The sequence below is a fragment of the Allobosea rubneri genome, from assembly GCF_032464875.1.
In the GTDB taxonomy this organism is placed as follows: Bacteria; Pseudomonadota; Alphaproteobacteria; order Rhizobiales; family Beijerinckiaceae; genus Allobosea; species Allobosea rubneri.
In genome coordinates, this window is record NZ_JAWDID010000089.1 from 1 (window position 1) to 13,289 (window position 13,289).

Consider the following 13,289-nt stretch of genomic DNA (forward strand, 5'->3'; position numbering starts at 1 on the left):
CATGGACCTCGTCGCCGGCGTCAAGAAGGTCGTCGTCGTCATGGAGCACGCCAACAAGCATGGCGACTCCAAGGTGCTGGAGCGCTGTACCCTGCCGCTGACCGGCGCCGGCGTCGTCGACCTGATCATCACCGATCTCTGCGTCATGGCCTGCGACAAGGCAAAGGGCGGCCTCACCCTGCTCGAGCTCGCCCCCGGCGTCACCCTCGACGAGGTCAAGGCCAAGACGGCGGCGACATTCGAGCACGCCTGAAGCCGGTCTTGCGAGGGGCAAGGCAGATGGCGAGAGGCGGCCCAGCCTCTCGCACGACGCAGCCCGGACCAGAACGCCCCTTACGGCCGGTCGGCCGCAGTATTGGCCGTCGCGGCGAAGTCGCCGAGCTCCTTCTGGAGGAAGGCGACGAAGGCGGGATCGTCGGCATAGGCGACATTGACGCGCATGCCGCCCAGGCCGGCATCGAGTTCGCCCGACCGCCTGTCGGGCAGGAAGACCGTGCCGGGCGCGATGAAGATGCCCTGCTCCGAGGCCCGGCGCGCCAGCGCGAGATCGTCCAGCTGCGCGGGCAGGCCGACCCAGAGATAATAGCCGCCACCCTGGCGCGCGAAAATCGGCAGGCCGAGACGGTCGAGGCTGGCGAAGGCGCTGCGCGTCGCCTTGCCGATCCGCTCGCCCAAGCGCTTGAGGTGGTGACGGTACTGGCCGCTGGCGATCAGGTCGCTGATCAGCCGCTCCAGATAGCCGGACGAGTTGACGACGGTCAGCATCTTCATGTCGCCGAGCGAGCGGGCGAGCGCCGGGCTCGCGGCGATATAACCGATGCGCAGGCTGGCGGAGAGCGTCTTGGAGAAGGTGCCGACATAGATGACGCGCTCGAGCTGGTCGAGCGCGGCGAGCCGTGGCGCGCTGGCCGGCATCACATCGGCAAAGGGATCGTCCTCGACGATGATCAGGTCGTGATGGGCAGCGATCTGCAAAAGGCGATGGGCGACCGGCAGCGCGATCGAGCCACCGGTCGGATTATGCGCCAGCGACTGGGTGAAGAAGATTTTCGGCCGGTGCCGGGCGATCTGGGCTGAGAGATCGTCGAGATCCGGCCCGTCGGCAAGGCGCCGCACGCCGGCGATCTCGATGCGCCCGAGCTTCAGCTTGCCGAAGAGCGGGTAATAGCCAGGGCTGTCGACCAGCACGGTGTCGCCGGGCTGCAGCAGATGGCGGATGATCAGATCGAGCGCGTGGTTGACGCCGAAGGTCATCAGGATCTGCGCCGGCGAGGCCTGGATCGAGCGCTCGGCCAGCATCAGCCCGATCTGGGCCCGCAGCGGACCATAGCCGACCGGATCGCCATAGCCGTGCCTGACCGGCAGATCGTCCTTGCCGCCGCGCAGGCGCAAGTGCCGGCCGAGTTCGGAGTCCTCCATCCAGGAGGATGGCGGGCGCCCGTCGCCGACACGGACGGGATGGACCTGGCAGAGCTGCTCGCGCAGCAGAGAGACGATGTCGATCGCCTCGGTCATGTGCGGCGGAGGCGCATCGCTGGGACGGTGACCGGGTGCGCGGACGTAGAAGCCGGCGCCGCGCCGCGCCTCGAGCCGGCCGCTGGCGACGAGCCTGTCATAGACCTCGACCATGGTGTTCTTCGAGACGCCGTATTCGCCCGCGGCGCTCCGCAGCGAGGCCATGCGCCGCCCGGGCTGGAGCAGCCCCTCGTCGATCATCCGGCCGATGCGCGCGACGATCGCGCCGGTGCGGTTGCCTTCGGCCTGCTCGTCCATCGGACCTCGCACCTGTACCAGTAAATCGACTGGTACAGAGAATGGGACATTGCAGAAATTGTGCCTTGCCGCTCTTCCGCGATTGTCCGAGCTTGTCAATCGAAGAAGCGTCGATCTCCAACGCGGCGCAGCAAAAACCCCGGCTGGGGAGGAAACGACATGACGACGGCCCAGGCACGCGGCGATGCCGCGCGCACAGTGAATTCGCGCATCGAGAATTATCGCAATCTGAGCTGCGCCGAGCGACTGTCCGAGGCCGTCGCTGCCGCCGGTCTCGCCGATGCCGACCGCGCCTTGCTCGCCCAGCCCGGCGGGCTGCCGCTCAATCTCGCCAATGGCATGATCGAGAACGTCGTCGGCACCTTCGAATTGCCGCTCGGCGTCGCCACCAACTTCACCGTCAACGGCAAGGATTATCTGATCCCGATGGCGGTGGAGGAACCCTCCGTCGTCGCCGCCGCCTCCTATATGGCACGCATTGCCCGCGGCACCGGCGGCTTCCGCACCTCGAGCGACCGGCCGATCATGCGGGCGCAGGTCCAGTTGCTGGGCATCGGCGATCCCGAAGGCGCGCGCCACAAGCTGCTGGCGGCGCAGGCCGAGATCGTCGCCGCCGCCAATGCCAAGGACAAGGTGCTGGTCTCGCTCGGCGGCGGTTGCCAGGGCATCGAGGTCCATGTCTTCCCGCAGACGCCGCGCGGGCCGATCGTGGTGATGCACCTGCTCGTCGATGTCCGAGACGCGATGGGCGCCAACACCGTCAACACCATGGCCGAGACGGTGGCGCCGATCGTCGAGCGCATCACCGGCGGCACGGTGCGCCTGCGCATCCTGTCGAACCTCGCCGATCTCCGGCTCGCGCGGGCCACCGTCACCATTCCCGAGGCGGCGCTCGCGACCAAGGAGTTCTCCGGCCGGCGCATGATCGACGGCATGCTCGACGCCTACACCTTCGCGACGATCGACCCCTACCGCGCCACCACCCACAACAAGGGCATCATGAACGGCATCGACCCCGTGGTTGTCGCGACCGGCAATGACTGGCGTGCCATCGAGGCCGGCGCCCATGCCTATGCCGCCCGCAGCGGCCGCTACACCTCGCTGACCACCTGGGAGGAAGACAAGGACGGCAACCTCGTCGGCTCGATCGAGATGCCGATGGCGCTCGGCCTGGTCGGCGGCGCCACCAAGACGCATCCGCTGGCGCAATGGTCGCTGCGCCTGCTCGGCGTCCAGTCGGCACAGGAGCTGGCGGAGGTCACCGTCGCGGTCGGCCTCGCCCAGAACATGGCGGCACTCCGGGCGCTGGCGACCGAGGGCATCCAGCGCGGCCATATGGCGCTGCATGCCCGCAACATCGCCATCGTCGCCGGGGCCGAGGGCGCCGAAATCGAGGCGATCGCCGCCGAGCTCGCCCGCACACACGATGTCCGCGTCGACCGCGCCCGCGAGCTGCTCGCCGAGCGCCGCAAGGGCGGCTGACCCTGCGCCCTATTCCCTTCAACTCTCACCACAGAACCGCATAAAGCGGACGACAACCGGAGGAACGCTGATGAACACCCTGATTTCGCGCCGCGCGCTGGGCGCCCTGCTGGTTTCGACCGGCATGGCGCTCTCGCTGCCGGCCTTCGCGCAGAACGAGATCAAGATCGGCTACAATGCCGACCAGTCGGCCTCCGGCGCCGCCGAGCTCGGCCTCTCCGGCCTCTACGGCTTCCAGGCGGCGATCGAGGATCTGAACGCCCAAGGCGGCGTGCTCGGCCGCAAAGTCGTCGGCGTCGTCCGCGACGATGCCGGCGCGCCGCCGAAGTCGATCCAGAACATGAACGAGCTGATCGACAACGAGAAGGTCGCGGCTGTGGTCGGCCCGACCAACTCCGGCAACGCGCTCGCCTGGCTGCACATCCCGCAGCAGAAGAAGGTGCCGGTTGTGTCGCATGTCGCGACCGCGACCGACATCACCGCCCGCTACGCCAAGGAGCCGCAGAACTACATCTTCCGCGTCTCGATGGTCGACCGCGAGCAGCTCGCTCTGCTCGCCGCCTATGCGGTCAAGGCCTCGAAGACCAAGAACGTCGCGATCATCGCCGACACCACCGGCTACGGCCAGGCGGCGACCAAGGACCTTCAGGAAATTCTCGCCCTGCATGGCATCAAGCCGGTCGGCATCGAGAAGTTCGGCCCGAAGGACACCGACATGACCTCGCAGCTCGCCAAGCTGAAGGCGGCCGGCGCCGACATGATCATCACCGGCTCGCTGGCAGACGCCACCGCGCAGGTGCTGAAGAGCATGGAGAAGATGGACTACTACCCCGGCCTGCTCTCGACCTGGGGCTCGATCAACACGCCGCTGATCAACATCGCCGGCCCCAAGCTCGCCGAGAAGACGATCTTCGCGGCGTCGACCACCGAGGACGCCAGCGACCGCGCCGCGGCATTGCACAAGCGCCTGATGGCCAAGCATCCGAACATGCCGGCCTTCGTTTCAGCCGCACAGGGCTATGACGCGGTGATGCTGATCGCCGCCGCGATCAAGCAGGCCGGCGGCACCGAAGGGCCGAAGGTCCAGCAGGCGCTCGAAAACCTCGGCGCGGTCCAGGGCATCATCAAGAAATACGAGAAGCCCTTCAGCAAGGAGCAGCACGAGGCGCTCGGCGTCGCCGACTTCCACCTCGCGCAGTGGAAGGACGGCCGTGTCGTCAAGCTCGACGACGTCGTGGTCAAGGGGCTGACGACAGCCGATCTCAAGCGCTGAGCCGCTCCAGCAGGCCTCCTCCGTCATGGTCGGGCTTGTCCCGACCATCCACGTCTTCGCTTCACTGATCGCATGTGGTGTTCAAGACGTGGATGCTCGCCACAAGGGCGAGCATGACGGCGTGTGAGTAGAAACGGATTGGTGGGTAGCGGCCACGCGCTGGCTGTTCAGGATAATGGCGCAAACGACCTGAGTCGTGGCGGAGAAACGATGACGGCATTCCTTCAGGCTCTGGCCAGCGGTCTGGCGCTGGGCGCGATCTACGGATTGATCGCGCTCGGCTTCAACATCACCTACGCCACGACCAAGACTTTCAATTTCGGCCAGGGCGCCTTCCTGGTGCCGGGCAGCCTGGTCGGCGTCTCGCTCCTGCTGCTGGCGGCGGGCAAGCCGCACTTCGGCAATCTCACCCAGGCCGAGATGACGATGACCGCCTATGTGCTGGCGACGATCGCCAGCGTCGTGGTGGTCGGCGCCATCGGCGTTGCGCTCTATTACTGCGCGATCAAGCCCTTCGTCGGGGCTGGCGGCCTGAACTGGGTGCTGAGCACGATCGGCTTCGGCATCATCATGCAGAACACCGCGCTTGCGATCTGGGGCCCGGCCTCGATCGCGGTGCCCTCGCCGCTCGGCAGCGATGTCTGGCGCATCGCCGGCGCCGGCATCCGGCCGCAGGAGGTGCTGATCGCGGTCGTCGCAGTCGCGGTCATGGTCGGGCTCGATATCGTCCTGCGCAAGACGCGCTTCGGCAAGGCGCTGCGGGCCGTCGCCTTCAACCCTCAGGCGGCAGCGATCGTCGGCATCAATGTCGAGACCATCGTCATCCTCGCCTTCGTGATCTCCTCGGCGCTGGCCGGTCTCGCCGGCATCCTGATCGCGCCGATCACCACCGCCTCGGTCTTCATCGGCCTTGGCGTCGCGCTGAAGGCCTTCTCGGCCGCGATCGTCGGCGGGCTGACCAGCCCGCGCGGCTGCATGCTCGGTGGCTTCCTGCTCGGCGTGGTCGAGGCGCTGGTCGGGCTCTGGCGCGCCGAGATGCGCGAGATCACCATCTTCCTGCTGATCATCATCGTCCTCGTCGTCCGCCCGAGCGGGCTGATGGGCGCGCGCAGCGTGGAGAAGATCTGATGCCGGCGCTCGGCCACGCCATCGGGGTGGCGGCGCTCGCGGCAGCGCTGGCGCTCGTTCCCTATCTCTCACTCAACGATTTCTACCTGCAGATCCTGTTCACGATCGGGGTGAACTATCTCGCCGCCGCGGGCCTCAACGTGCTCGTCGGCTATGCCGGGCAGAAATCGCTCGGGCATGCCGGGCTCTTCGCGGTCGGCGCCTATACGGCGGCGATCGCCAATATCGAATGGGGCATCAACCCCTGGCTGTCGCTGGTGCTGGCCTGCGTCTTCGGGGCGATCTTCGGTCTCGTCATCGCGATGCCATCGGTGCGCGTCTCCGGCCCGAGCCTCGCCATGGTGACGATCGGCTTCGGCATCGTCGTCGAGAAGATCGTCACGGAATGGACCGACATCTTCAAGGGCCAGGCCGGCTTCTACGGCATCAGCCCGCCCTCGCTCGGCGGGGTGAGCTTCACCAATCTGCACTGGGTCTGGTTCGTCGGGGCGCTGTGCATCGCGACGCATCTGATGCTGCGCTCGCTGCTCGCCGGCCGCTATGGCCGGGCCTTCCTCGCGGTGCAGATGGCCGAACCCGCGGCGCAGTCGGTCGGCATCTCCGTGGTGCGGGCCAAGACGCTGGCCTTCGTGATCTCGGCCGTGACCTGCGCGCTCGCAGGCGCCGTGGTCGCCCAGCAGAACCAGTATTTCAACTCCGACTTCATCACCTTCAACCTGTCGATCCTGCTCCTCGTGGTGGTGATCTTCGGCGGCTCGGGCTCGCTCTACGGGCCGATCTTCGGTGCGGTGATCCTGACGCTACTCGACGCCTGGCTGGCGCGCTGGCCGGCACTGCAGCATTTCACCTATGGCGCGCTCCTGCTGTTCTCGCTCTATCTGATGCCGAACGGCATCGCCGGCGCGGTTTCCGGGCTTGCGGCCCGCTGGCGGAAACCTGCCGAAACCAAGTCCGAGATTTCCGGCCACAGCGCGCTGGCGGCAGCATCATCAGCGCCGGCGAGCGGCGATCTCCTCGTCGTCAAGGACCTCTACAAGGCTTATGGCGGCATCGTGCCGGTCCGCAATGTCTCCTTCGCGATCAGCGCCGGCAAGGTCCATGCGCTGATTGGCCCGAACGGGGCCGGCAAGACGACCCTGCTCAACCTGCTCTCCGGCCATGTCGCGCCCGATGGCGGCTCGATCCGCTTTGAGGGGCGCGAGACGGTCGGCCTGCCGGCGCATCGCGTCGCCGGGCTCGGCATCGCCCGGACCTTCCAGAACCTGAAGCTGTTCGGCGAGCTCTCGGCGCTCGACAACGTCCTGCTCGGCGCGCATCTGCATATCGAGACCGGCTTTGCGGCCTCGCTGCTCGGCTTGCCCTCGAGCCGCCGGACGGAGGCCAAGGCACGCGCCGATGCCCTGGCGCTATTGACCGATCTCGGTCTCGGCGAGCGCGCCCATGAGCCGGCGAAGAGCCTGCCCTATGGCCTGCAGCGGCGGCTCGAGATCGCCCGCGCCCTCGCCTCGCAGCCGAAGCTCCTCCTGCTCGACGAGCCGGCGGCCGGGCTCAACCCGCAGGAGACGCATGAGCTCGGCGAGGTCATCCGCCGCATCCAGCAGGCCGGCGTCACCGTGCTGCTGATCGAGCACCACATGGATCTCGTCATGGGCATCTCCCAGCATGTGCTGGTGCTCGACTACGGCGCGCTGATCGCCGAGGGACGGCCCGAGGCGATCCGCCGGGATCCCAAGGTCGTCGCCGCCTATCTCGGCGCCGAAGAGGACGAGGCCGCATGAGCATGCTCGCGATCGAAGGGCTGAAGGTCCGCTACGGCGCGGTCGAGGCGCTGAAAGGCATCTCGCTGCGGGTCGGGCAAGGCGAGGTGGTGACGCTGATCGGCGGCAACGGCGCCGGCAAGTCGACGCTGATGCGGGCGATCGGAGGGCTGGTGAAGGTCGCCGGCGGCGCGATCCGCTTCGAAGGGCGCGACATCGCAGGCATCAAGGGCCATGAATGCGTCCGGCTCGGCATCGGCCACTCGCCGGAAGGGCGCATGGTCTTCGGCGACCAGAGCGTGCGCGACAATCTCGTGCTCGGCGCTTATGCCCGCAGAGACGAGGATGGCATAGAAGCCGATATCGAGCGCTATTTCGGCATCTTCCCGCGGCTCGCCGAGCGCCAGGACCAGCTCGCCGGTACGCTGTCGGGCGGCGAGCAGCAGATGCTGGCGATCGCCCGCGCGCTGATGGCGCGGCCGAAGCTGCTCCTGCTCGACGAGCCCTCGCTCGGTCTCGCCCCGCTGATCGTCCGCGAGGTCTTCGCCGTGATCCGCCGGCTGCGCGAGGAAGGGATGACCATCCTCCTGGTCGAGCAGATGGCCAATCAGGCGCTCGCCGTCGCCGACCGGGCCTATGTCATCGAGACCGGCACGATCACGCTCGCTGGCACCGGCGCCGAGCTGCTGCGCGACGAGCGCGTCCGCTCCGCCTATCTCGGAGCCTGAGATGGCGGACCGCGGGGTCATCATCGTCGAGGTCGGCCCGCGCGACGGGCTGCAGAACGAGAAGACGCCGATCGCCACCACCGACAAACTCGCGCTGATCGGCAGGCTGGCGGAGGCCGGCCTCGCCCGCATCGAGGCGACGGCGTTCGTCTCGCCGCGCTGGGTGCCGCAGATGGCCGACCATGACGCAGTGATGCGCGGCGTTCCCCAGCGAGCTGGCGTCGTCTACTCGGCCCTGGTCCCCAATGAGAAAGGCGCCGAGGCCGCGCTCGCCGCCGGCGCGCTAGCGCTGGCCGTGTTCACCGCGGCGTCGGAGAGCTTCTGCCGGAAGAACACCAATTGCTCGATCGCCGAGAGCATTGCGCGCTTCCGGCCGGTGATGGCGCTTGCACAACGCGCCGGCGTGCCGGTGCGCGGCTACGTCTCCTGCGCGCTCGACTGTCCCTATGAGGGCGAGATCGCGCCGGAGGCGGTCGCAGCGGTCACAGCCGACTTGCTCGCGCTCGGCTGCAACGAGATCGCGCTGTCGGACACGCTCGGGCGCGGCACTCCGGCGCGGACCCAAGCCATGGTCGAGGCGGCCTTGCTGCGCGGGCCCGCCGCCATGCTCGCCGGGCATTTCCACGACACCTCGGGCCAGGCGATCGCCAATGTCGAAGCAGCCTGGCAACTCGGCCTGCGCATCTTCGACGGCGCGGTGGGCGGGACCGGCGGCTGCCCCTATGCGCCCGGAGCCGCGGGCAATCTGGCGACCGAGCGCCTCGTCGCGCATTTCGAAGCCATCGGCGTTTCGACCGGCATCGACCTTTCGGCGCTTGAACAAGCGGGACGATGGATCGGAACGCGTCTGCGCCAGACCGCCCAATAGCAGGTCGGCACTTCCCACTTCCGAAAGGCATTCCAACAGCGAACCCACTCGCCACTCTGACTACCCCTTCCGCGCACTATCTCGGCGCCCAGCGAACGTCGACGATTGTACCTAACGTCAACTGCGTGGGCTTCTTCAGTGTGTGCGGCGCCGATTGCGGGATCGGACAAGCAGTGGGTTGGGCAATGAGCTTGGTTGGGGAGACTTCCGAGCGTGGCCTGCGGGGTCGGCCACTCGACATCAGACATCTGATCTTCGACGAGGCCGACGACCATCCTTCGGGAGCCAACGGCCTGCATCAGGTCGCGCGGCAACTCGCGCTGGAACAGATCCATGCGGGGGACCGCTCGCGCCTGATCTTCCTCGCAGCTCCGGGGCGAGCGCCGGAGGTGCCTTCGGGGCTTCCGGCCCAGATCCTGCCGCTGCGGGGGCGCCAGGTCCTCGGGCGCCATATTGGGCTCGACCGCGACGTGCTGGAGGCGATCCTCGCCGAGAGCGGTCCTTCGACCTTCTATCACATTCACGGCGTCAGGCAGCCGCTGCTTCTGCCGATCTCGCGCGCGATGCGCCGGCGCCGTCTGCCCTTCGGCGTCACCGCCCATAGCCGCTTCGGCCACATTTACAGCCTGGATGGCAAGCTGGAGCGCCCGAGAGCCGTGCTCTACATCAAGCTCCTCGAGCAGTTTGCGCTGAACGCCGCACGCTTCGTGCACGCCCTGACGCCGCATGAAGCCGACGTCGTGCGCTGGCTGGTACCCGGCGCAAAGGTCGCGCTGCTGCCCAATGCCGTCTATTCGAGCAGCATCGACGGCATTCCGCAGGCTCCGACCGGCCGCAATCCGTCCCCGCAGTTTCCGACCTTCGGGTTCTTCGGGCGTCTGGCGATCGAACACAAGGGCCTCGATCTGCTGATCGCGGGGTTCGCACGCTATCGCCATTCTGGCGGCAAAGGTCGGCTCGCGCTGTTCGGCAGCGGGCAGACGCATCAGCAACTGACTGAGATGTGCGCTGCGCTCGGCGTCGCCGATATGTGCACGATCGAAGGGCCACGCTTCGGGCAGGACAAGGTCGCGGCGGCAAGCGAGTGGGACTTCTATGTGGCGCCGTCGCGTTTCGACCATATGCCGCTGGCGCTGATGGAAGCCGGCCTCATGGGCCTGCCGCTCATACTGTCGGAAGGAACCGGACTCCTCGGCCAGGTCGAAGCGGGCGGTGCCGGGCTTGCCATCTCCGGTCTCAGCGCCGAATCCGTCGCGGAAGCAATGCACGCCGCGGAAAAGATCGCCCCCGCGCAATGGCGCAAATTGTCGGAGAACGCCTATCGTGTCGCCCTGGCGACCGGGGACTGGACGACGATTGCCGCCTCCCTGCGCGATCTCTATTGCGGCGAGCCGATTGCCGGACACCCGCCAGCCCATTCTCAGCAACACCGGACGCACTAGAGAAGGGCATGGCAAAAACGGATTACCTCTCCTTTCAATTCATTATGGATAGCTAATCCGTATTTTCCGTTACTCGTAAAAGCTATTTCGTTGATTGCCCTAAGTTTCCGTGAACTTATTCTGAGCGGGCGATATTACGTTCTCCATACTTGAGCGTTCTTGAAAATTTAGTTTCTGACCGGGAGGCGGGCATGCGGGTGCCGTTTTACCGTCATTCATTGCCGGCGAGCAGCGCGACACTGGTCGCTGAAGTTATCGAAAGTGGATTTCTGACGAGCGGACAGCGTTGTTCCCGAGTTGAGGAACAGCTCTGCGCCATTTTCGGGACTTCCCACGCAAAGCTGACCAGCAGTTGGACGCAGGGCGCAGTGGCCGTCCTCCTCGCCCTCGGAATCGGACCGGGCGATGAGGTGATCGTGCCGGCGATGACCTTCGTGGCGACGGCGAATGTCGTGAAGCAGGTCGGAGCAAGACCGGTGTTTGTGGACGTCGAGCCCTCGACGCTCCTGATCGACATCGCCTTGGTCAAGGCCGCGGTCACGCCGCGGACCAGGGCGGTGATCCCGGTGCACCTCTATGGCCAGATGGTCGACATCCCCACGCTGCGCCAAGCCTTGCGGCCGGAGATTAGGATCATCGAGGACGCCGCGCACTGCTTCGAAGGCACACGCAACGGGCGCCGGCCGGGCCAGGACAGTGATGCCGCGATCTTCTCCTTCTATGCGACGAAGAACGTCACCTGCGGCGAGGGCGGCGCCGTCGTCACGAACGACGGGGAACTCGCCGCCAATCTGAAGGAGACGGTGCTGCACGGCATGTCGGCAGCTGCAGCCCAGCGCTTCTCGGGCGGGCGCTACCAGCACTGGGACGTGGCTCGCCTCGGCACCAAGGCCAATCTTCCTGATCTCCTGGCCGTGCTGCTCGAAGCCCAGTTGGATACCGTCGATGAGAGACTGGCGCGGCGCGAGGCCCTGGCACAGCGCTACGAGGACAGCCTCGCAGGAACGCCATTGGGCGTCCCGACGATCGAGCCGGGCGTCGTCTCGGCCCGCCATCTGTTCCCGATCCATGTGCCCGGCGGGCAGCGCGACTGGGTGATGCGCACGCTCAACGACCAGGGCATCGGCGCGACGGTGAACTACCGCAGCGTGACTGAGCTCAGCCTGTATCGAAACGACCCCGCGGTGCAACGGCACGATTTCCCGGTCTCGCTCGATTGGGGTGAAGGCACGCTGTGCCTGCCGTTGTTCCCGACATTGACCGAGGAGGAGCAGGACTACGTCCTGAACGTACTGCGCTACGAGGTCATCCCGTCCCTGACTTCCCATGCAATCGAAGAGAGAGGAGTGGCGGCGCTATGAGCAAGACAGTTGCGGTGATCGGCGCCGGTGGCTACATCGGCTCCGTCCTCGTCGGCCGGTTGCTGGAGGCGGGATATCGCATCAGGGCGCTGGATCGCTTCTTCTTCGGCGTAGGCACGCTTGGCCGCTATGCCGGCCACCCGGCGCTCGATCTGAAGACGATCGACATCAGGGATCTCGGCGCTCGGGAGCTGGAAGGATGCTGGGGCGTCCTTGATCTCTCGGGCCTGTCGAACGACCCGGCAGCCGAGGTCGACCTCCAGCTGACCTGGGAAATCAACGAGAAGGGCCGGGTCGATCTGGCACGCAGCGCGCAGAGCGCCGGCGTAGAGCGCTATGTCTTCTCGGGATCCTGCTCGGTCTATGGCGCAGGCGGGGATGCGGACCTCGCCGAGGACAGCGAGCTCAACCCGCTGACGGCCTATGCCCAGGCTGCGGCAAAGGCCGAAGAGGCGATCAGGGCGATGAACCGGCCGGGGTTCACCACCGTGGCGCTGCGCAATGCGACGGTATTCGGCCTGTCACCGCGGATGCGCTTCGATCTCGTCGTCAACGTGATGACCCTCAGCGCTTTCGAGCGCGGCCAGATCGTGGTGACCGGCGGCGGGCGGCAAAGGCGGCCGCTCGTGCATGTCCAGGACGCCGCCAGGGCCTTCATGTGCGCGCTAGAAGCGAACGCCGATGCTGTCGGCGGCGAGGTCTTCAATGTCGGCCTGGCGAATTTCCGCATGATCGAACTGAGCGAAGCGGTGAGAAAGGCGGTGCCGACGCCGGTGCAGGTCCAGTTCGCGCCCGGTGATGCCGACAAGCGCGACTACAGCGTCAATTTCGAGAAGGCCAGAAAGGTCCTCGGCTTCTCCGCCTGCGTGGACATACCCGTCGGCGTGCGCGAGATTCATCGTGCGCTCGAGGCAGGCCAGGTCGAGCGCGGCCTCGTGACGAAGACGGTGGCCTGGTATCGCCACCTGATCAAGATGGCGCGCGTGCTGGATTATGGGCTGGTGGCGCGTACCGCTTCGCTACCGGTCGGGGAGGCAGCCCCGCTTGCCGCCCGTCAGGCCGAGCTTCAGGGTACGGGGCGCCCGAGCGTGGCAGCTGCGGTCAGAGAGACTGCGCCCGGCCGGGCTCTGCTGTCGATCGTCTCGATGATCGGCATGCTTTTCGGCCTCGAGACTGAATATTCCGAGGAGTCGCTGACGCTGACGGATCGTGCGTCCAACCTGGCCCGTACCTTCGAGACGGTGATGGCGGTCGCAGCCTGATCCGGCCGGTGAGCCCGGGACGAGTCAGAAAACAAAAAAACCGCCGCTTCGGATCCCAGAAGGATCTGAAGCGGCGGTTTTTTTCAATTTCATCATTGTTATGAGGGTATATCCTTGACAGGCCCGGCGACGACCTACTCTCCCGGGTCTTGAGACACAGTACCATCAGCGCTGAGGAGTTTAACGGCCGAGTTCGGGATGGGATCGGGTTCTGG

11 protein-coding genes and 1 rRNA gene are annotated in these 13,289 nt (G+C 66.6%); 10 read left to right on the forward strand and 2 right to left on the reverse strand.

What is annotated here, in order from left to right; translation table 11 throughout:
• On the forward strand, positions 1–253 hold a 253-nt coding region (locus RKE40_RS28410), incomplete at its 5' end, for a CoA-transferase (protein WP_316021520.1).
• Positions 254–333: 80 nt separating this feature from the next.
• On the opposite strand, the gene RKE40_RS28415 is transcribed toward RKE40_RS28410, so the two are convergent.
• Complete coding sequence (locus tag RKE40_RS28415) at positions 334–1,773, reverse strand: aminotransferase-like domain-containing protein (protein ID WP_316021521.1); 1,440 nt, start codon at positions 1,771–1,773, stop codon at positions 334–336.
• A 159-nt stretch (positions 1,774–1,932) separates the two neighbouring features.
• Here RKE40_RS28415 and RKE40_RS28420 point away from each other — a divergent pair, with 159 nt between their 5' ends.
• The 9 genes from RKE40_RS28420 (at position 1,933) to RKE40_RS28460 (ending at position 13,074) form a co-directional block, all read left to right on the forward strand.
• Entirely contained in the window at positions 1,933–3,255 is a 1,323-nt protein-coding gene (locus tag RKE40_RS28420; RefSeq protein WP_316021522.1) for a hydroxymethylglutaryl-CoA reductase, degradative, read from the forward strand.
• A gap of 70 nt (positions 3,256–3,325) precedes the next feature.
• Positions 3,326–4,528 carry an ABC transporter substrate-binding protein gene (locus RKE40_RS28425; protein WP_316021523.1) on the forward strand — a complete coding sequence of 401 codons (1,203 nt, stop codon included), beginning with the start codon at positions 3,326–3,328 and terminating at the stop codon, positions 4,526–4,528.
• A 210-nt stretch (positions 4,529–4,738) separates the two neighbouring features.
• Positions 4,739–5,656, forward strand: a complete 918-nt coding sequence (locus RKE40_RS28430) for a branched-chain amino acid ABC transporter permease (RefSeq protein ID WP_291640011.1) — start codon at positions 4,739–4,741, stop codon at positions 5,654–5,656.
• The gene (locus RKE40_RS28435) at positions 5,656–7,434 is read left to right on the forward strand and encodes a branched-chain amino acid ABC transporter ATP-binding protein/permease (RefSeq protein ID WP_316021524.1); all 1,779 of its coding nucleotides are present in this window, start codon (positions 5,656–5,658) and stop codon (positions 7,432–7,434) included. Before RKE40_RS28430 ends, RKE40_RS28435 begins: the two co-directional genes overlap by 1 nt.
• Before the next feature lie 2 nt (positions 7,435–7,436).
• Complete coding sequence (locus RKE40_RS28440; RefSeq protein ID WP_316021529.1) at positions 7,437–8,141, forward strand: ABC transporter ATP-binding protein; 705 nt, start codon at positions 7,437–7,439, stop codon at positions 8,139–8,141.
• Position 8,142: 1 nt separating this feature from the next.
• Positions 8,143–9,009, forward strand: coding sequence for a hydroxymethylglutaryl-CoA lyase (locus RKE40_RS28445; protein WP_316021525.1), 867 nt, complete (start codon positions 8,143–8,145; stop codon positions 9,007–9,009).
• 125 nt (positions 9,010–9,134) lie between these two features.
• A complete protein-coding gene (locus RKE40_RS28450) occupies positions 9,135–10,451 on the forward strand; it encodes a glycosyltransferase (RefSeq protein WP_316021526.1) in 1,317 nt (438 codons plus the stop codon).
• Positions 10,452–10,642: 191 nt separating this feature from the next.
• Positions 10,643–11,812 carry a DegT/DnrJ/EryC1/StrS family aminotransferase gene (locus RKE40_RS28455; RefSeq protein WP_316021527.1) on the forward strand — a complete coding sequence of 390 codons (1,170 nt, stop codon included), beginning with the start codon at positions 10,643–10,645 and terminating at the stop codon, positions 11,810–11,812.
• Positions 11,809–13,074 (forward strand): NAD-dependent epimerase/dehydratase family protein, encoded by a 1,266-nt coding sequence (locus RKE40_RS28460; protein WP_316021528.1) that lies wholly within the window; start codon positions 11,809–11,811, stop codon positions 13,072–13,074. The genes RKE40_RS28455 and RKE40_RS28460 overlap by 4 nt, the downstream gene beginning before the upstream one ends.
• Before the next feature lie 121 nt (positions 13,075–13,195).
• On the opposite strand, the gene rrf is transcribed toward RKE40_RS28460, so the two are convergent.
• Positions 13,196–13,289: ribosomal RNA gene (gene rrf, locus RKE40_RS28465) — 5S ribosomal RNA — on the reverse strand; the annotation flags it as partial.

Excerpts from the sequence above, each read along its gene's own strand:
- RKE40_RS28425 (WP_316021523.1), top strand. The coding sequence starts at position 3,326 with ATGAACACCCTGATTTCGCGCCGCGCGCTGGGCGCCCTGCTGGTTTCG.
- RKE40_RS28430 (WP_291640011.1), top strand. The coding sequence starts at position 4,739 with ATGACGGCATTCCTTCAGGCTCTGGCCAGCGGTCTGGCGCTGGGCGCG.
- RKE40_RS28445 (WP_316021525.1), top strand. The coding sequence starts at position 8,143 with ATGGCGGACCGCGGGGTCATCATCGTCGAGGTCGGCCCGCGCGACGGG.
- RKE40_RS28455 (WP_316021527.1), top strand. The coding sequence starts at position 10,643 with ATGCGGGTGCCGTTTTACCGTCATTCATTGCCGGCGAGCAGCGCGACA.
- RKE40_RS28415 (WP_316021521.1), bottom strand. The coding sequence starts at position 1,773 with ATGGACGAGCAGGCCGAAGGCAACCGCACCGGCGCGATCGTCGCGCGC.
- RKE40_RS28420 (WP_316021522.1), top strand. The coding sequence starts at position 1,933 with ATGACGACGGCCCAGGCACGCGGCGATGCCGCGCGCACAGTGAATTCG.
- RKE40_RS28435 (WP_316021524.1), top strand. The coding sequence starts at position 5,656 with ATGCCGGCGCTCGGCCACGCCATCGGGGTGGCGGCGCTCGCGGCAGCG.
- RKE40_RS28460 (WP_316021528.1), top strand. The coding sequence starts at position 11,809 with ATGAGCAAGACAGTTGCGGTGATCGGCGCCGGTGGCTACATCGGCTCC.
- RKE40_RS28440 (WP_316021529.1), top strand. The coding sequence starts at position 7,437 with ATGCTCGCGATCGAAGGGCTGAAGGTCCGCTACGGCGCGGTCGAGGCG.